The sequence below is a fragment of the Nitrospirota bacterium genome (assembly GCA_016207885.1).
Taxonomy (GTDB): Bacteria; Nitrospirota; Thermodesulfovibrionia; order UBA6902; family UBA6902; genus JACQZG01.
In genome coordinates this window covers 24,663-44,677 of the sequence record JACQZE010000020.1, presented here as the reverse complement: position 1 = coordinate 44,677, position 20,015 = coordinate 24,663, and the positions used below count along the sequence as shown (strand labels likewise).

The following is a 20,015-nucleotide window of genomic DNA, read 5'->3' as shown; positions in this document are numbered from 1 at the left end:
TCTTCCGCATCCGCTGCCGTATCAACTATCGCTCCGGCTGTCAGGGTCAGCACCACTGTACCTGCTCCTGCGTTGATATTAAGGTCTGTCAGGCCGTTTGTCTCTGTTATATATGCGTCTCTGTTGTTGGCTGCTGTGTCTGTATTCAGCGATCCTACGGATGTCTCAATTGCATCGACGGCGGTTCCTACTCCGCCTGTCGCACTGCTCGCGATAAACGTTACAGAACCTGCCGTTACATTTAACCCACCGTTGATATCCGATATATTACCGCTTAACGCTTCGATCCAAAGGTTGTTTGCCGCGCCAACATTTGCAGTGCCGAGGCCGAGGCCGTTAAACTCTGTTACATAAGCAGAGCCGGCAGAAGTGAGATTGACAAGGTTATTTACAGATAAATTAAGGGCATCTGTGGTTGAAGTGCCGACAGAAGCAGATTCTGCAATGTTGAAATTGGTTGCTGTGATATCTGTTGTCGTATCAACTCCCGCTGCGTCAGTGATCGCCCCATCAGCATATAGAACAAGGGTGGAATCTGTCGCAAGCGCGTCGCCGTTGGCATTAAAACCAAAATTATTTGAGTAAATTACAAGAGGAGCGTTTATCGTAAGCGTAGCCCCGCCGTTTGTAATGGTTGTGTTGCCGTCCTGAGCCTCAGCGCCGAACTGTAGCTGTCCGACAGTATCAGAAAGAGCAGCGATGTCAGTGGAATCAAGGGCAAGTGTTCCTGCGGCGCCTGCTCCGCTTATGTCAGCGCCTGCTCCTGAACCGAGCGTAAGCACGGTGTCATCCTCAACAGCCCTTAACGTTATAGTCCCACCGCCGGCAGTGGCATTAATTATGTCAGCCCCGGTTGAGTTAAGCTCCATCTCATCAGAAATAAGAGTTACGCTGTTAGTTGCCGTAATGGATGATGTAGCAGCAACCGTCAGAAGACTGTCAGCAGCAAGGGTGATCGCAACAGAAGAACCAGTAATGTCTCCATTAACATCTGTCGCCCCGCCTGCCGTCAGGTTAACCGCTTGGCCTGCCGCACTGATGTTATTCAGCACCATAGTGCTTGAGCCTGTGAGGTCAAGCTGGCCGGTCACTGTTGAATCAGTGACTGTCAACGCTCCGGTGTTGCTGATGTTTGTCGTTGCTGTCGTAAGGTCAAGGTTGCTTACCGTTGTATCAAGGTCTGTGTTCTGGTTGCCCATGATATTTAAGGTAGTCGCTGTTATGTTGTTCCCTGCCCCGTTGGCGTCTGTTATCGCCCCGCCAGCTGTCAGGTTAACAGTATTGCCTCCGGCATTAACATTATTCAGCGCTATAGAGGAACTATTTGTAATTGTAAGCGCTCCTCCCACTGTTGAGTTATTGACAGTCAGCGCTCCGGTGTTGTCGATATATGTATTGGCTGTCGTAAGAGCGAGGGTTGAGACTGCCGTCTCAATTGTGTCTCCCATACCAAATGTAGAGCCACCAAGTACAGTCAGCGTGGTAGCTGTTATATTTGGGTCTGCACCGCCGCCATCCGATATACCATTGCCTGATGTAAGTGTTACGGTATTGGCCCCGGCATTAACAGTAGTAATCGCGAAATCGTCAGTATCTGTAAAAGTTATCGCGTCATTACTCGTAACTGCGGTCAGTGTCTGAACATCATTGCCTGCATTAGACAGATTTACCGTACCTCCGGCATTAATATCAAGGGTAGCGATATTTGTCAGCGCGGCTGACTGGTTGATCGTGCCGGTAGTCTCAAGATCCAAATTGCCGAGGTACATATCTCCTCTAATCATAAGATCATCGCCGGCTAAAAATACATCATTGCCATTGCTTCCGTTAACATCATTTCTTACCGCAATAACTGTCTCGTCCATACCCATAAGAGTAATGGGTGACGCATCAGTACCGATAATATCGACACCTGATGCTGTCCAGTCGGACGCATAAAGCTGCACAGCCGCGGTGTTCCCATTGGATACTGAATCTGTTATCGTCCAGGTACCGCCGCTATTTTGAATTGTTCCAAAACCACCGCCTGCCTGCCAATCACCTACCGCACCGCTTTGATGGTCTGCAAGGAGATATAACGTTACATTTCCGGCTGTTGTATCAACAGTTACATTACCGGTAATCGTTATATCTGTATCTGCCCAGACTGTCGTATCAGCAGCAACGTTGCCGCTTATTGATGCATTGGCAGGATCGATCACAAATGAACCCTGATTGCCGTCCTGTGAATAGCCGAGAACAGAACCGCCAAATGTTACATGGTCAGATGAACTCAACTCAGCAGTACCGCCGTTGCCTGATGTCGTTCCGCCTGATATGTCAATGACCTGACCTGCAAGCGCAAAAGCGTCATCATTTGACCAAAGGTAGATGTCGCCGCCGTCAGAGTTTATATCAGCGCCGCGTGCGGACAAGCGGCTTGTGCCTTCAAGTGTAAGGAGAGAGCCTGCTATTACATCTATATCGCCTGCTGTCGCGTTGTCGCCTGCATCTGCCGTGATATTGCCTGAGTTTCTTATTACATCACCGGTTATTGTAACCACACCGCCGTTCGCGCCTGCTTCTGCAGCAGAGGCTGTGATCGTCCCGCTGTTTTCAACAATACCGCTGTCGCCGCCGTCAAGGACTATCCTCCCGTTATTAGTTGAAAAGGAGTTTGCCTCGATAACACCTGAATTATTAACTACTGACTTGATTACGCCATAAGCGGTGTTTGCCTTGAGAACGACCTCACCGCCATTTGCGGTGATGATGCCGTTATTCATTATATTGGAGCTGACAGGCTGGCCGTCAGGGCCGATGATGTCTTCTGTGACCGGGCCGTCAACTGTAAATCCGATGAGGCTGTCGCCGCCAAAGTTAAGGACAGCTTCTTCACCCGCGATGCCATAGACCTTGCCAAGGTTCGCGCCGATAATGCCTTCATTCATTATAGATGGGGCCAGGAGCGCTACATAGCCGCCGTTTGCCGCAGTAATAGTGCCTTTGTTAAGTATATAAGCTAAAGGAGAGTTAGGGTCCTGTGCAAAATGATAATTGCCCGCCATGAAGTCCTGACCAGAAATATTCAATGTGCTGAGGAGGAGGTTCCCCACATTGAATACGCCGGACTGGCCTACATAGATGCCTCTGCTGTTTGAGAGCCAGAAAGCGCCCTGGGCGTTAAGAGTGCCGTAGATGGAGGAGATGTCACCACCGACGTCCCTTGCCAAATGGGCGCAACTCGGGCATTGGTTCACATTGACCGTGAAGCCGTTGCCGATGCTGAAGTTGTTCCATTCAGACACGGCCCTGCTGCTACTCTGGTTGATGTCCAGATTGGTGGCGCCGGTGGTTATGGTTGCCTGGCCGCCGGTGATCGTCCCGCCTGTCGGCAGATCCGCCGCAAAGATGAACGACGGGAATACCAACCCCCAAGTTAAAAGATAGACAAGAAAAACCTGTGAGATCTTTTTCATTAAATCACTTACCATCTGAACCCTCCTCCTGACTCTTCTTTATTGTTTAATATCATAACTATCATATTTATTGTAATTGTCAACTTATGCCTTGAATTATATATGGATTAGAACTTTACGGCGTTATAGTTAACTGAGAGATAGATGATCTCATCGCCCCAGTGGAATTCACTCGTTCTGAACGGATAGCCTACGTCAAACTTAAGATCAAGCCTGTCGAACAGGTAAATCCTTGCTCCGACACCTATGCTTGACAGATAGTTGTCCTCTGCCTTGCCGATTGTCGGGTCTTCACCATTGTCAACCTCAAATACACCTGCGTGGTCACCGAACGCAACCGCGCGTATCGTCTTCTTTACATCCTCGTCACTGATCTTCTTGCCTAACAGTAAAAAGTTCTTCAGCCAGATGAACGGGTATGAAGAACTGATCTCAAGTGATGCGAGGTATCCCTTTTCACCAACGAACTCTCCAAGACGGGTTCCCCTGACAGAGTTGGCTCCTCCTATACTGAACTTCTCGCCTGAGGTGAGTATGGCATTAGAATACTGTCCTGAACCTTTTGTAAGGACGATAATGTCTTTCCACATTTTCTGCACTCTGACAACGTCAAGATTGTACTTGTCAAAATTGCCGTCCGCTCCAAAATTGCTCGAGTCAGGGTCATTCTCTTTAATACTGCCGAATACGGAATTAAAACCGTGTGAATAAGTAAGTGAGAGATAGTTCTTTGCAGGCATCTTATCCCCGAGGAATCTGTCTATGGCATCGTAATCGAGCCTGACATAACCAACGCTCAGGTCGTCATTACTTTTCTGAACATCCATATCTGTTTCAAACATATGTTTGTAATCGAAACCCATTGTTGCAGTTAAGTTATGTTTTTTTGTCTTCACAAAAGGATAAGACAGATAACCGCCGAGGATCTGTGATTCACCCTCAAGCCCGAGGATCTCAAGGTCTCCGCCCACAAGGTAATCCGCATACAAATACCTGAGTCCCCATCTTGCGCCCTGATAGCCGATAGGTGTCTGGTAATCAATCAGGCCGTAAAAGGTCTTGTCAAAACGCTCACCCATTACGCCTTTGATATTAAGTTCGCTCCCGCTGAACGGACTCATTCCGGTTTGAAGATTAAAGCCCATCCTTCCCCTGCTGATAAGAGGGTTGCCGTGGTTGTCGTAATTTAAGTCAAGGCTCAACGGATAGCTGTCCTCAACCTTTACAATAAGGTCAGCTGTGCCTGGTTTTTTACCTCTTTTGAATGCGGTGGTTACTTTTAATGCTTTTGTATCATTTACGAGGAGGATTGCGCGTTCTATATCCTGTTCCCTTACAGCATCTCTCTTAAGATGGGAAAACCAGTTCTTTACATACTCACTGGTGTAGTACTTGTTATCAGTTATCTCGATGAAACCAAGCTCACCCTCAACAACTGCGATTGTGACGATCCCGTCTTCTATCTCCTGCTTTGGTATATATGCCTTCGCAAGAACATATCCTTCCTGCTGATAAAGGTCGGTAATGCGGTCTGCGATATCCTTCAGCCCGTCAAGCGTATAATCTTTATCCTTATAATCTTCAAGGCAGGCATGTATATCATCGGTGTCCATCGCCTTATTGCCTATGATGCTGAATTCCTTTACATGGACAGTTCCCGTCAAATCTTCACTGAAGCCATTTACCGGGATAAATGCAGCTGCTATAACAAGCAAAAAGATTAAAAGGAAACCCCATATTTTCTTACCAACTAAATTCTTCATCATTCCTCCTGAGATTTATTGGAATTCTATAGTTATTAATTTTTTATCTTTCTTTGTTTATTTTTTTCTTTTGACCTGCAATAAATAATACTCGCGCAACTACACGAGTAATGTGCTTTTTTTACACCTTGTATATATATATCACTTTTTACAGTTTTAAAAAAATACCATACTTAAGTTGCCCTGTCAAGTGAATAATGTTATTTTTTTATTATATATACATAAAAAGTTCTCAAGTCACTCTAAGAAGTTTTTCCCCATGCGGGGCATTTAAGAGATTCAATATGGCAATCCAAACCACAAAGCCCTTTAAAAAAATAATTCCGGAATAAAAACTATGATCTGTTTTTTAGCGAAAACTGCTTCTTTACAAGTTTCACTTCATCCTGACGGCTCTTGACCAGCCCTTCAAGCCTCGCCTCTATGATGGCCTTGAATATTTTTTTGAAGAGAGGGCCGGTCTTATAACCCATTAATTTCAGATCATTGCCTGCAAGCTCAGTTCTGGTGCTGCGAAGCTTTACCAGGAACAGGGAGATCGCTTTCTTCTCCTCGCTTCCCTTTGCCTTTGCCATAGCAAAAAGGATGGTGGAGATCGTAAGAGGTGAAAGGATTTGATATATCTCTTTTACAGACGCTTTTCTCAATCCTTTCAATACGTTGTCAGATTTATGAATACTCTCAATAATCTCTTTTCTTGCGCTTGCCGGCACTTTCAGCCTCTGCAACGCACTCTCCCTTTCTTCAGCATCAAGCCCCTCAAGAAGCGCTATAAGAAAGAGGTGAGTTATGTTGATCTTTTCTTCAAAATACAGCAGAGCAAACCATACATAGACCTCATGAAGAGCCTCAATTTTCATCATAAGCCCGTTTGTAAGCTTGATCGAAGGGTGGATAAATCTGAGAAGATCAAATTCAGAGAGCCTCTTGATCGCACTTGCGGGTTCAGTTTCATGAAACAGGAGGTTCAGCTCGTCATAAAGCCTTGAGCCGGAAAGTTTGTCAAACAGGTTAATGCGCACGGCTGTCCTGATCAGGTTCATTGTGTGCTTGCTTATGTTAAAACCGAACCTCTCAGAGAACCTTATCGCCCTGAAAGCCCTTGTAGGATCTTCGATAAAGCTCAGATTGTGGAGTATCCTTATGGTTTTCTCCTTAATATCCCTCTGCCCGCCGAAAAAGTCGAGTAGCTGGCCGAACTTTCCGGGATTAAGCAGGACAGCCAAAGTGTTTATAGTAAAATCCCTTCTGTAAAGGTCTTTTTTAATTGAAGATATCTCAACTTGAGGCAGGGAGGCCGGAGATTCGTAATATTCTGTTCTTGCAGTAGCCACATCAAATTTAAGGAAGTCAGTTACGATCACTGCGGTTCCAAACCTCTGGTGCACCTTGACTTTTGCCTTTAGCCTCTTCCCAAGATCACGTGCAAACTCTATGCCGTCACCTTCAACCACAATATCAATATCCAGATTCGCCTCACCACGCTTTAAATCCCTGACAGAACCGCCGACCAGATATGCTGAAAACCCTGATTTTTCAGCAACTTCTCCTGCAAGCACAAGCAGTTTGAAAACTTCTGCCGGGAACTTTGCCTTCATAATTGACGCAAGGTTCCTGCCGATAGACGGTTTATCCATGAGCGGCTCACCCGTCTCAAGCCTCCCCTTTCTTAAAAGGCTTTCGTAGATAGACCTTAAAAGGTCGGTACGTGTAATGGCACCGATCACCTTTTGCCCTTCCACAACAGGCATGAACCTTTGATTCTGTTCAATCATAAGCTGCTCCACTATATTCAATGGGGTTGAAGGCGAAACTGTCAGCGTATCAGTTGTGCAAAACTCTGATACCAGGCTATCCCAAAAACCGTGAAACAGCGCTTTTTCAACAGCTTCCCTTGATATGGTCCCAAAAAATTCTGTTCCTTTGAGTATCGGCAGAACATTTACGCTGAATTTTGTCATAGTCTTTTCAGCGGCTGTTATTGAACTTTTCCAGGATATGGACTTTACCGGTCTTGTCATGATGTCAGATGCTGTCTTTGTGGGGTGTACCTTGTCATTCAGCACCTTCAGCAGCCTCTCTTCAGCATCTTCAAGCGAGATACTGCCTGCCACTGCTGACGCAGCAGCATGGTGGCCGCCACCGCCAAAGGGTTCAAGTATCTCAGCAACATTGACCTCGGCGGCATTGCTTCTTGCTATTATATTTATCCTCTCCTCCATCCTCACAATAAGAAATATGGCGTCAATATCCTTTACATCCATTATCTTATGTGCAAGATACGCTATGTCGCCGACATAGGCATCTCTTGAGGCCTTGGCTATCTTTACCCTCGCCTCATGTATGACATAGTCATTTGCCGAATGCATAAGCTCATTAAGCAGGTCTATTTCATCAGGGCCAAGCTTTCTGCTTAAAAATTTTGAAACAACATTAAGATTTGCGCCATTTTTAAGGAGATATGCCGCTGCGTTAAGATCCCTTACAGTTGTGCTTGGGAATACAAGAGAGCCTGTCTCTTCATATATACCAAGCATCATGAGAGTAGCTTCTGCAGGCGATAATTCAACCTTGTCATTGCAGAGCATTTCGGCAAAGATCGTTGTTGTGGCGCCTACAGTATGAACCACTATCTTTTGTCCCTTAATTCCATTGAGGGATGGTGGATGGTGGTCGTAAACACGCACATCAAGCCCCTTCCGGCCTAATATCTCTGAAAAGCCCCCTATTCTTTTAGAGGAATTTATGTCAACTATGATCAGCCTCTCCACATCATCAAGGTCAACATCCCTGACGCTCTTAATATCAAACTCTGATTGTGGTGATGACAGGAATTCCCGGACGCTCTTTTCCTGTGAACCTGGAAAGACCATAACCGCCCCTGGATAATACTTTTTTGCAGCTACCATCGAGGCAACAGCGTCAAAGTCGGCATTGATATGTGTTGTAATTATTTCCATATACATTGCATTATATGGCCCGGACAGCTGACTATTCAAGGAAACGGGTAAAAAGAATCGTCAAAAACTTAAGTCTGTCAGGCAAAAATAAGTATCCATCATTAAATAATAAGATTTTCTTATTTGATTTCCAAATGTTCAACATATTATCATGGCATTCTGTCTCAAGCCACACCATTGCTTATAAGCGGACTTATTCACGCTGATAAATAATTGATTTTTAATGTACAAGAGATAATTCTTGTAAACCTCAATACCACAAGGAGGAATAAATGAGTAAGTACAAAACCCCAATGCTTGACGAGCTGGAAAAAGGCCCATGGCCGAGTTTCGTCACAGAGATCAAGAAGGCAAGTCAGAGCAGCTCAATGCCACAAATGGCAGATGATGAGCTGGGCCAGGTTGAGAAGTCCTACACCACCAAGCGCGGATACTGGAAACACGGCGGTATCGTAGGAGTTCTTGGTTACGGCGGCGGTGTTATCGGAAGATACTCCTCTCTGCCTGAAGAGTTCCCCGGAGTTGCACATTTTCACACAGTAAGGCTCAATCAGCCAAGCGGATTCTTCTACACTGCCGAAGCGCTAAAGATGATATGCGACATATGGGACAAATACGGAAGCGGACTCACAAACCTTCACGGTTCCACCGGAGACCTGGTTCTTCTTGGAACAACCACAGACAAACTTGAGGCTATCTTCGCAGAATACTCATCACGCGGATGGGATCTCGGAAGTTCAGGCTCGGCAATGAGAACCCCGAGCTGCTGCGTAGGAAAAGCTCGCTGCGAGTGGGCAAATATCGATTCCATGGATATCTGCAACTCTCTTACACAGCATTTTCAGGATGAGATGCACAGGCCGTCATTCCCTTACAAGTTCAAGATAAAGGTATCAGGCTGCGCATGCGACTGCGTTGCTGCTATCGCGCGCGCTGACTGTTCAATTATCGGCACATGGAAAGGCGCTATCCAGATAGATCAGGCAGAGGTCAAGAATTATGCTGATGCCGGCATGGACATCCAGAAAGAGATAATCGAGATGTGTCCGACAGACTGCATGTCATACGAAGGCGGCAAGATAAAGATCGCTGACGCTGACTGTAACAGGTGCATGCACTGTATAGCAAAAATGACAAAGGCTTTAAAGCCGGGCAAAGAGAAAGGCGCGACCATTCTTATCGGAAGCAAGGCCCCTATCGTTGTCGGTTCACTTCTTTCATGGGTTGTAGTTCCGTTCATTAAGTGCGAAGCTCCTTATGACGAATTAAAAGACATGATTGGAAGTATAATCGAGTGGTGGGATGACAACGCCAAACCGAGAGAGAGAATAGGCGAACTCATCGAAGTAAAAGGCATGAGGCCTTTCCTTGAGGCGATCGGTGTTGAACCTCAGCCGCAGCAGGTTTATGAGCCGAGAAAAGACCCGTTCTTCTTCTGGTCAGAAAGCGATCTCGAAAAATAATAATCAATCTAAATTAATTAAGGAGGAAATTATATGTCATTACCAGCAAGACAAACAGATATAGGGCCACCCCATTACGAGAAATTTCTGCCGCCGGTCATCAAGAAAAATTACGGCAAATGGAAGTATCACGAAGTCCTTACACCCGGCACAATGGTTCATGTGGCAGAGAGCGGCGACAAGATATTCACCGTAAGGGCCGCATCTCCAAGGATCCTGAGCACCGTTACCATCCGCGAGATATGCGACCTTGCAGAGAAACATTGCGGCGGATACCTCCGTTTTACCACGAGGAACAACATCGAGTTCCTCGTATCTGACGAAAGTAAAATGGCCGGCCTTCTTGCTGACCTTAAGGCAAAGAAATATTCTGTCGGAGGAATCGGGCCGAGGATAAGCAATATCATCCATACTCAGGGATGGGTACACTGCCACAGCGCATGTACAGACGCTTCAGGCCTTGTTAAGGCTATCATGGACGAACTCCATGACTATTTCACCACAAAAGCGCTTCCTAACAAAGTCAGGCTTGCTGTCGCATGCTGCGTCAATATGTGCGGCGCTGTTCACTGCTCTGACATAGCGGTTGTTGCTGTTCACAGAAAACCGCCTGTGATTGACCATGAGATGGTTACCAAGGCATGCGAGATCCCGACTACTATCGGTTCATGCCCTACAGCAGCCATCAGGCCTAACCCTAAAGAAAAGACTATCACCATTAATGAAGAGAAGTGCATGTACTGCGGAAACTGTTTCACAGTATGTCCTCCAATTAATATTCATAACCCGGAAGAGGATGGCGTTGCAATCGTTGTCGGCGGCAAGATAGGCAGTTTGAGAACAGATCCTAAATTCTCCAAACTTGCCATCCCGTTCTTCTACAATGATCCTCCGAGATGGCCGAAAGTAGTTGACGCCATCAAGAACATCCTTGAGACCTATGAAAAGGGCGCAAAGAAGCATGAGAGGGTCGGCGAGTGGATAGAGAGGATCGGCTGGGAAGCCTTCTTTAAAGAGACAGGCATCAAGTTCACATTCCAGCACATCGATGACTTCACATTCATGAGAGACACTCTTAGGACATCAGCGGCATTCAAGTATTAACGGAAAACAGATACTGATAAAATTATGGGAAGCGGCCTGATCGGCCGCTTCCCATATGACTTTTAAACTTGACAATTCAGGGCGTAAAGATTAATTTAGTTTTACCAAAATAAACCCAATTAACATATTAAAGAGGGGGGCGCATCATGGAAGAACGTGAGATACAGAAACTAATTTATGACTACAGCACAAAGATGAAGGGCAAGAAGAAGCTTAAAGAAAAAGATATCATTAAAGAGGTATCTGGCAGCTCAGGCGAAGACAAGGATGTTGTTAAAGCAGCCATGAGAGCGCTGATCAATGAAGGCCTGCTCATGTACTCCTACGGCGGCGGCGCAAGTTCAGTAGAGATACCGGGCGAAGAGTATCTTAAAGAGAAGGGAATGGACCTAAACAGCTTATTAAAAGAGAAGGGACTCATCTAAGCAAGTTTATTTTTTTCGGGGTTCAAAAGCTGATCACTGCAATATCTGATCAGCTTTTGAACCCCGATTTTTTTCTATTCTTCCCTCTATAAAGCCATCATGCTTAAACCACTCCCAAGAATAATCATTTCCGGCCTCAGGGGCGGAAGCGGAAAGACCATCCTGTCACTAAGTTTATGCTCTGCCTGGAAGAATAAAGGGCATAAAGTCACCGCTTTTAAAAAAGGGCCAGACTATATTGATGCCGGATGGCTTGCACAGGCATCAGGAGGCCCATGCTATAACCTTGACCTCTTCATGATGGAGCCGAAGCAGATAACCGGTTCTTTCTTCTCACATGATGATAATACAGACATAGCTGTGATCGAGGGCAACAGAGGGCTGTATGACGGAATGGATCATGAGGGCACTTACAGCACCGCAGAGCTTGCGAAACTGCTTAAGACACCTGTACTGATCATTATAGACTGCACAAAAGCAACAAACACTATCGCCGCGCAGATCCTTGGATGCCAGAAGATGGACCAGGATGTTCCAATTAAAGGGGTTGTACTAAACAATGTCGCAACAAAGAGACAGGAGGCGCTCATAAGAAAGGCGATAGAAATTCATTGCGGGCTTCCTGTAGTCGGCGTGATTCCCAGATTAAAACATAATCCATTCCCTGAAAGGCATATGGGATTGACCCCTTTTCAGGAGCATGAGGAGATAAGTAATTCCATCTCCGCCATAAATGTGCTGGGTATGGAGTATCTGGATCTCGATGCAATATGGAAGATAGCTTCTGAAGCAGAACCAATGGCTGAGAAATCAGAGATCATGCATGAAGAATCAAAAATTAAGGATTCATCTATCAGGATCGGCATAATCAAAGACTCTGCCTTCCAGTTCTACTACCCGGAGAATATCGAGGAACTCGAAAAGAGGGGCGCTAAAATCATAGAGTTAAGTGTGTTGAAAGATAACAGACTTCCTGAACTCGATGCGCTCTATATCGGAGGCGGATTCCCTGAGACAAATGCGATAGCCCTTTCTGAGAATATTGGATTCAAAGATTCTCTTCGCAGATATATTGAGAAAGGCCTGCCTGTATATGCAGAATGCGGCGGGTTGATGTATCTTGGGAAGAGCCTAATCCTGGATGATAAAACATATCCTATGGCAGGCATTTTTCCGCTCGTATTCTGTCTTGAAAAAAGGCCGCAGGCTCACGGATACACGCTCATTGAGGTCAGTGAAGATAATCCTTTCTTTAAGAAGGGCTGCATATTAAAGGGACATGAGTTCCACTACTCCAAGGTAACGGATATCGGGAATAAACAGCCTGATATGTGCTTTAATGTAAAGCGCGGCAAAGGGATAACCGAAAATATGGATGGGATATGCTATAAAAATGTCCTTGCAACCTATACCCACCTTCATGCGATTGGCTCACCGGAATGGGCAGATGGTATAATAAACTGCGCAATAAAATATAAAGATCAAAATTAAGGTATACTTTTCCGACAACTTATTATGGCAAGACCAAGACCTTTACAATGCCCGTTCTGTGACAACTTCCTGGCAAGGCCTGTTGAGATAAAGTTCAAGTCTCTTGAGATAACCGGCGGGATATGCACATGCGGTTCAGTTTATGTATTTGACCGCACCGGCCATCATCTCGGCCAGATATATATGGAAGCACTGCAGTTCGTCTGCAAAGGAGACGTGGACAGGGCTCTGACCCTTAGCCCGGAAGATTATGAAGACATTGATTTGGACTATATCTTCCATTCCAATACTACCGGAAGGGGCGGTGAAGGAGAGAAGGCAGGCAAACTTCTTTTTATGAGGTTGACAGAAAAAGATAAGTAAAAAACAAGGCGCACAACTATTTGAAAATTATTAATTAACTTTGTGCCCTTCCGTTTGATATGCAGACCAGCCTGAAGAAAAAAATCATAGCCATCCTGGAATCACAGGAATATGTCCGCCTTTTTGATCTATGGCCGGATAACAGAAATATCCTCCGCCTCCTGATATCACTCACTTATGACAAGAAAAATATCCTTGCATGGCGTGCGATAGAGGGTGTCGGAATATTGTCTGCATTGATCGCTAAAGACGATTCCGGTACAGTCAGGAACCTTGTGGGCAGGCTGTTGTGGATGATAAGGGATGAGTCAGGCGGCATAGGCTGGAGTTCCCCTGAGATGTTAGGTGAAATAGTAAGGAACAATCCGGTGCTCTGTTCAGATATCGCCCCTATAATAGTATCCTTTCATGAGGAAGAGCCCCTGCTGCCCGGAATACTTTGGGCATTTGGAAGAGTAGGTGAAATGCATAAAGAACTGATGCTGCCGTCAGTAGAAGATATCCTCCAGTTTCTTGACCACACTTCACCCACAATACGCGGACTAGCCGTATGGGCACTGTGGAAAATGGCTGATACGCGGTCTATCGGAAAAATAAAAGCCATAGCCTCAGATAACGGCTCACTTATGATCTACGAGAATAACAGCCTTGTTGAAACAACCGTTGGCAAGATAGCCTCAATCGCCCTCGATCCGTGCGCCACACAAAAGACTTAACGTGCTGTTTTATTAATAATTTCTGATAGTTAGCATTAATGCTTTTATTAAATAACATATTAAGAGGGATAAATCACTTATAAATTTTTCTTATTTGACCAAACCAAGGCCTTTCTATTATATTCATTAACTTGTTTACACATAAAACCATATAGCTGGTCTTTCTTAATCAGACCGAGAGAAAAATCAAACCAGCAAATAAACTCAAATAAAAGGAGATGACTTAATGGCAACTTTAGACTTTGACGGAAAATCTTTTGAGGTTGATGATGACGGATACCTTATTGACTGGCAGGAGTGGACAGAAGGGGTTGCCACCAATATGGCAAAAGAAGACGGCCTTGAACTCACAGAGGCTCATTGGGAAGTCATCAGGTTCCTCAGAGAGTATTTTGAGAAGTTCCAGATCGCACCTATGATCAAGATACTTACAAAAGAACTTGCAAAGAAATACGGCAAGGAGAAGGGCAACACCAAATATCTTTACGAGCTTTACCCTGCCGGCCCTGCCAAGCAGGCATGCAGATACGCCGGACTTCCGAAACCAACCGGCTGCGTATAAACCTAATTCTGATAAAGAGTCTAAAGGGTTGGTATCCTTAAATATGCAAAAAATAAGGACACCAACCCTTTAAATTATACCCTTACACCTGCATCTTTTTTTAAATGAAGATCAAAGACCTTTTAATAGAAAAGAGACCACAGATAATCAAAAAGTGGTTTGATTCAATTATCGATACATCTATAGAGACTTCCGCCTTAGAGACCTCATCATTCTTAAAGAACCTCAAAAAACAGTTCAATCACCCCGCAAAGAGCATGATCATAGAGGGAATGGAAGGAATTTTTGACGGGATAATCAATGATTCAGATATTGAGAAGACAGCGCCTTTCCTTGACAACATCATAAGGTTAAGGGCTATTCAGGATCTCACACCTTCCCAGGCAGTAAGCTTTACAACGATACTCAAGAAGACAATAAGAGATGAGTTGTCTGATGATATCCGTAAACATCAACTGTTTGAGGAACTACTGGAGATTGAATCAAAAATAGACAGATTCACGGATCTCTCATTTGATATATACATGGAGTGCCGTGAAAAACTTTTCAATATAAGGACCAAAGAGGTCAAAGATATGACCTACAGGCTTATCCAAAGAGCCAATCGCACAAATACGGTTCAGGAAAAGAGACCTGGCAGCTGATATACGCTTTTTTAATTAAAATTTATATTGAGTTTTTGAAACTCACTTTAAAAAATTTAAAAGGAGGTAAATAAATGGGAATCTTTTTTTCCTTCTTCATGGTCATAATGATTGCCCTGATCGCCTATTTGGGAGTAGCGGTCGCCAATCTGCACCTGCTCTTCGGTATCATAATTCCCTATGCAGCCTTCACAGCCTTCGTAGTCGGCTTCCTGATGAAGGTTGTCAAATGGGGACGTTCACCTGTTCCGTTCCACATCCCTACAACATGCGGCCAGCAAATGACCCTGCCGTGGATCAATTACAGCAAACTGGACAACCCATCCTGCACATCAGGCGTTATATCAAGGATGATACTGGAGGTCTTCTGTTTCCGCTCACTCTTCAGAAATCTTAAGACAGGACTGCAGGGCGGGAATATCTCTTACGGGTCTGATAAGTGGTTATGGCTCGCAGGTCTCGCGTTCCATTATTCATTTGCCGTTGTTGTGGTAAGGCATCTCAGGTTTTTCATGGAACCTGTGCCGGCTTTAATAAACATCATTGACTCACTTGACGGGTTCCTGCAGATAACTGCGCCGCATTTCCTGCTCTCAGGCGGCGTTCTTCTTCTGGCTGCCGGATATCTCTTTTTCAGAAGGGTTAATAATCCGCAGGTTCGCTACATATCTCTTCCAGCTGACTACTTCCCGCTCTTCCTGATCATCGGCATAGCGCTATCCGGAATATTAATGAGATATATCGCCAAAGTTGACATTATCAAGGTAAAACAATTTACGATCTCCCTTGTCAGCCTTCAGATGAGCGCACCGGAGGGGATCGGAGTCATATTCTTCATACATCTATTTCTTATATGCACGCTTCTTGTTTACTTCCCGTTCAGCAAGCTGATGCATATGGGAGGGATATTCCTCAGCCCCACAAGAAATCTTGCCAATGACAGCCGTATCAGGAGACATGTTAATCCGTGGAACCCTGAGGTCAAGGTTCATACATATGCTGCCTATGAAGATGAATTCAGGGATAAGATGAAAGGCGCCGGGATCCCGGTAGAAAAGGAGTAATAATATGGCAAAAGGAACACCAAAACCTGAAGAATTAACATCCAGTATAGATTACAACCCGCCTAAAACAGGCTGGACCGAGACCCCTGTTGATTTCGCAGAGGGCACCTTCTGCCACGGGGCAAGGCCTGCGTATCTTGAAACAGTTGGGTTTCCAAACGCCAGGGAGTGGGCGCCTGCTGATGAAGACTGGAAGCTGCCTGAGAACTGGAAAGAGATATTTATTGAAGCGATGGGTGAACGGCTCAAAAAATACCGCTCATTCCAACTCTTCATGGACATCTGCGTAAGATGCGGCGCATGTGCGGATAAATGCCACTTCTTTATAGGCACAGGCGACCCCAAGAACATGCCTGTTCTCAGGGCAGAACTGCTGAGATCAGTATACAGAAAGTACTTCACAGCCGCCGGAAAGATATTAGGCAAGAATGCCGGTGCAAGAGAGCTGACAGTAGATGTGCTCAAGGAACTGTGGTACTACTATTACCAGTGCACCGAATGCCGCCGCTGTTCGGTCTTCTGCCCTTACGGCATAGACCAGGCTGAGATAACAATGATAGTCAGGGAGATATTCAACCTCCTCGGTCTCAATACCGACTGGATAGCCGGCCCCGTTGCCAACTGCTACAAAAAGGGCAACCACCTCGGCCTTGAGCCGCACACGATCACAAGCAACCTTGAATATCTGTTAGACGATATCGAAGACATCACAGGCATCAGGATCGAGCCGACCTTTAACAGGAAAGGCGCTGAAATACTCTTTGTAACCCCGTCAGGCGACCTCTTCGGCGACCCGGGCACTTACACCGCCATGGGCTACCTGATGCTGTTTCATGAACTGGGGCTTGATTACACTTGGAGCACATATGCATCAGAGGGTGGAAACTTCGGCTTCTTTACATCAATGGATATGGCAAAGAGGCTGAACTATAAGATATACGCTGAGGCAAAGAGGCTGGGTGTCAAGTGGATTCTCGGCGGTGAGTGCGGCCATATGTGGAGGGTGCTGAACCAGTACATGGATACATGGAACGGCCCGGCAGATTTCATGCAGGAACCGGTCTCTCCAATCACAGGGACAAGATTTGAGAATGCAAAGAGCACCAAGATGGTGCATATAACTGAATTTACCGCAGACCTGATCAAGCACGGGAAACTGAAGCTTGATCCGAGCCGCAACGACCACCTTAATGTCACATTCCATGATTCCTGCAATACAGCAAGGGGCATGGGCATATTCGAAGAACCCAGATACATTATCAACAGTGTCTGCAATAACTTCCAGGAAATGGCTGATGATGCGATAAGGGAGAAGACCTTCTGCTGCGGCAGCGGCTCCGGCCTTAACGCAGGTGAAAATATGGAGATAAGGATGAGGGGCGGATTCCCGAGGGCAAACGCGGTCAAGAAGGTCAAGGAGAAGTTCGGCGTAAACATGCTCGCCAACATCTGCGCGATAGACAGGGCTGTGCTTCCTCCGCTTATGGATTACTGGGTAGGCGATGTGAGCGTCTGCGGAGTGCATGAACTCCTGGCCAACGCCCTTGTTATGACCGGAGAGAAGAAGCGTACCCAGGACCTGAGGCTTGAAGACCTTCCCAATGTTGAAGAAGACCCGGAAACTGAAGAGGGAAAGGAGGAGACTGCGTAATGTATAACGGAAGCAAGATAATATTAGGGCTCATAATATTTTTGGCCATAGCGACCTTCCCCTTCTATTCTAACTTCGGGAAGTCAGCCGTAATGCCTTCGCCGAGCACCGACACACCTGTCATAAACCAGCTTGCTAAAAAAGAGTGTGTCATGTCTGCTGAATATATGAAGAAGGAACATATGAAGGTGCTGGACCAATGGAGAGACGAGGTTGTCAGAGAAGGCAAGCGGGATGTCATAACCGTGGGCGGCAGGGTATTTGAAAAGAGCCTGCAGAACGGCTGCATGCAGTGCCACTCAAACAAGAGCAAGTTCTGTGATGAATGTCATAGTTACGCCGGCGTGAAACCCTACTGTTGGGACTGCCACTTTTTTAGAGAGGGGGGCCAGAGATGAGCATTGATAGAAGAAAGTTCTTAAAGATAGCCGGGCTTTCCGGCATAGGACTGGGATTGTCAGCGGCAGACAGCCTGGTAAAGGGAAAAGCTCATGCATCAGAAGAAAGTTCTCTTCCTGAATCAGGGGTAAGACTGGCACTGGTCATAGACATCGGAAAGATCAGGACTGATGAGGATTACAAGAGGATTACTGACGCATGCCACAGCATACACAATGTTCCGAGCATCCCCAACACGAAGCATGAGGTCAAGTGGATTTGGACAGACAACTATGAGCACACCTTCCCTGACCAAACCAACGAATTCATCCCCCATGAGATGAAGGAGAAGCGGTTCCTGCTGCTCTGCAATCACTGCGCAAAACCGCCTTGTGTAAGGGTATGCCCGACAAAGGCCACATTCAAGAGGCCTGACGGCATTGTGGCACAGGATCCTCACCGCTGTATCGGCTGCCGATTCTGCATGGCTGCATGCCCGTACGGCTCAAGAAGCTTTAACTGGGTAGACCCGAGGAAATACCTTGATATGAATAAAACCAATCCGGACTATCCGACAAGGACGATGGGAGTCGTTGAGAAGTGCACCTTATGCGTTGAGAGACTCGCAAGGGGGCTTGAACCGGCCTGTGTTGAAGTGTCAAACGGCGCTATAGTGTTCGGCAACCTCGCAGACCCCGGCTCAAACGTCAGAAAAATTCTGAGCACACATTATACAATCATACGTAAACCGGCAGTCGGCACTCAGCCCAGTGTGTTTTACGTGATCGGAGGTGGTGAAAATGCTGGATAGAGCGCTTAAAGGAAGCAAAGGATACTGGACGCTGGTGATCATACTGCTCGGCTTCATCGGGGCAGGGTCGCTTGCATACCTCCATCAGTTCAATAACGGCCTTGGCGTCACAGGCATGAGCAGGGACGTCTCCTGGGGCTTTTATATATCCCAGTTCACATTCCTGGTCGGTGTTGCCGCATCAGCCGTTATGCTTGTCATCCCTTATTATCTCCACAACTTTAAAAAGTTCGGAAGGATAGTCATCCTCGGTGAGTTCCTGGCTATCGCGTCGGTAACAATGTGCATGACTTTCATATTTGTTGATATGGGGCAGCCGATGAGGATAATGAATGTCATCCTCTTCCCTACTCCCAACTCGATACTCTTCTGGGATGCCACCGTACTGAATGGTTACCTGTTCCTTAATCTTGTAATAGGATGGGCCACGCTTCACGCTGAAAAGAAGGGCGTACCTCCTCCGGCATGGTCAAAGCCGCTGATATATCTTTCGATACCATGGGCAGTCAGTATCCATACTGTTACTGCATTTTTGTATGCAGGGCTTCCGGGCAGGCATTTCTGGCTCACGGCGATATTAGCTGTCAGATTCCTTGCTTCAGCATTTGCAGGCGGGCCGGCGCTGCTTATCCTCCTTGCGCTTATCCTGAGAAAGTACACCAAGTTCGATGCCGGTAAAGAGCCGATACAGGCTGTGGCAAAGATAGTAGCATATGCAATGTGCGCTAACGTCTTCCTGATCGGCCTTGAGTTCTTTACCGCTTTCTACAGCAACATCCCAAGCCATATGCATGCGTTTGAGTTCCTTTACGCGCATGGCAATCTCGTGCCTCTTATGTGGACTTCCACGATCCTTGCCCTTCTGTCGCTCATCCTGATCGTTCCGCCTAAGATGAGAGGCAATGAGACTATACTGATGTGGGCATGTATCGCGATATTCATCTCTTTGTGGATAGATAAAGGCTTCGGGCTTGTGATCGGCGGCTTCGTGCCGACACCATTTGATACTGTTACAGAATACTGGCCCACATTGACCGAAACAACCATCACACTCGGTGTATGGGCATTAGGTTTCCTTGTCCTGACCGTTCTTTACAAAGTAGCTATCTCTGTCAGGGAAGAGCTCGGGACTTCCGGGCCGCCTAAGTAAGATATCACCGTA

16 protein-coding genes are annotated in these 20,015 nt (G+C 46.2%); 13 read left to right on the top strand and 3 right to left on the bottom strand.

Features of this window, described 5'->3' with window-relative positions; all coding sequences use genetic code 11:
- The 3 genes from HY807_09920 to HY807_09910 all read right to left on the bottom strand — a co-directional run.
- On the bottom strand, positions 1 to 3,473 hold a 3,473-nt coding region (locus HY807_09920), incomplete at its 3' end, for a hypothetical protein (GenBank protein MBI4826716.1).
- Positions 3,474 to 3,565: 92 nt separating this feature from the next.
- Entirely contained in the window at positions 3,566 to 5,224 is a 1,659-nt protein-coding gene (locus HY807_09915) for a ShlB/FhaC/HecB family hemolysin secretion/activation protein (GenBank protein ID MBI4826715.1), read from the bottom strand.
- Positions 5,225 to 5,556: 332 nt separating this feature from the next.
- Positions 5,557 to 8,181, bottom strand: coding sequence for a CBS domain-containing protein (locus HY807_09910; GenBank protein MBI4826714.1), 2,625 nt, complete (start codon positions 8,179 to 8,181; stop codon positions 5,557 to 5,559).
- Between the two features lie 272 nt (positions 8,182 to 8,453).
- Between HY807_09910 and dsrA the strand changes: the two genes are divergently transcribed.
- The 13 genes from dsrA to nrfD all read left to right on the top strand — a co-directional run bounded on the left by dsrA (position 8,454) and on the right by nrfD (position 20,003).
- The gene (gene dsrA, locus HY807_09905; GenBank protein ID MBI4826713.1) at positions 8,454 to 9,644 is read left to right on the top strand and encodes a dissimilatory-type sulfite reductase subunit alpha; all 1,191 of its coding nucleotides are present in this window, start codon (positions 8,454 to 8,456) and stop codon (positions 9,642 to 9,644) included.
- A 33-nt stretch (positions 9,645 to 9,677) separates the two neighbouring features.
- Entirely contained in the window at positions 9,678 to 10,748 is a 1,071-nt protein-coding gene (gene dsrB, locus HY807_09900; protein ID MBI4826712.1) for a dissimilatory-type sulfite reductase subunit beta, read from the top strand.
- A gap of 146 nt (positions 10,749 to 10,894) precedes the next feature.
- Entirely contained in the window at positions 10,895 to 11,173 is a 279-nt protein-coding gene (locus HY807_09895; GenBank protein MBI4826711.1) for a hypothetical protein, read from the top strand.
- A gap of 99 nt (positions 11,174 to 11,272) precedes the next feature.
- A complete protein-coding gene (gene cobB, locus HY807_09890; GenBank protein ID MBI4826710.1) occupies positions 11,273 to 12,664 on the top strand; it encodes a hydrogenobyrinic acid a,c-diamide synthase (glutamine-hydrolyzing) in 1,392 nt (463 codons plus the stop codon).
- Between the two features lie 24 nt (positions 12,665 to 12,688).
- Positions 12,689 to 13,027 carry a hypothetical protein gene (locus HY807_09885; protein MBI4826709.1) on the top strand — a complete coding sequence of 113 codons (339 nt, stop codon included), beginning with the start codon at positions 12,689 to 12,691 and terminating at the stop codon, positions 13,025 to 13,027.
- Between the two features lie 59 nt (positions 13,028 to 13,086).
- Entirely contained in the window at positions 13,087 to 13,743 is a 657-nt protein-coding gene (locus tag HY807_09880; protein ID MBI4826708.1) for a hypothetical protein, read from the top strand.
- 226 nt (positions 13,744 to 13,969) lie between these two features.
- A complete protein-coding gene (locus tag HY807_09875; GenBank protein MBI4826707.1) occupies positions 13,970 to 14,305 on the top strand; it encodes a TusE/DsrC/DsvC family sulfur relay protein in 336 nt (111 codons plus the stop codon).
- Positions 14,306 to 14,409: 104 nt separating this feature from the next.
- Positions 14,410 to 14,949, top strand: a complete 540-nt coding sequence (locus HY807_09870; GenBank protein ID MBI4826706.1) for an RsbRD N-terminal domain-containing protein — start codon at positions 14,410 to 14,412, stop codon at positions 14,947 to 14,949.
- A 74-nt stretch (positions 14,950 to 15,023) separates the two neighbouring features.
- The gene (dsrM, locus tag HY807_09865; protein ID MBI4826705.1) at positions 15,024 to 16,013 is read left to right on the top strand and encodes a sulfate reduction electron transfer complex DsrMKJOP subunit DsrM; all 990 of its coding nucleotides are present in this window, start codon (positions 15,024 to 15,026) and stop codon (positions 16,011 to 16,013) included.
- Between the two features lie 4 nt (positions 16,014 to 16,017).
- Positions 16,018 to 17,664 (top strand): (Fe-S)-binding protein, encoded by a 1,647-nt coding sequence (locus HY807_09860; protein ID MBI4826704.1) that lies wholly within the window; start codon positions 16,018 to 16,020, stop codon positions 17,662 to 17,664.
- Positions 17,664 to 18,062 carry a sulfate reduction electron transfer complex DsrMKJOP subunit DsrJ gene (gene dsrJ, locus HY807_09855; protein MBI4826703.1) on the top strand — a complete coding sequence of 133 codons (399 nt, stop codon included), beginning with the start codon at positions 17,664 to 17,666 and terminating at the stop codon, positions 18,060 to 18,062. Before HY807_09860 ends, dsrJ begins: the two co-directional genes overlap by 1 nt.
- Positions 18,059 to 18,853, top strand: coding sequence for a 4Fe-4S dicluster domain-containing protein (locus HY807_09850; protein ID MBI4826702.1), 795 nt, complete (start codon positions 18,059 to 18,061; stop codon positions 18,851 to 18,853). The genes dsrJ and HY807_09850 overlap by 4 nt, the downstream gene beginning before the upstream one ends.
- Positions 18,843 to 20,003, top strand: a complete 1,161-nt coding sequence (gene nrfD, locus HY807_09845; protein MBI4826701.1) for a polysulfide reductase NrfD — start codon at positions 18,843 to 18,845, stop codon at positions 20,001 to 20,003. The genes HY807_09850 and nrfD overlap by 11 nt, the downstream gene beginning before the upstream one ends.
- The last annotated feature ends 12 nt before the right edge of the window (positions 20,004 to 20,015 follow it).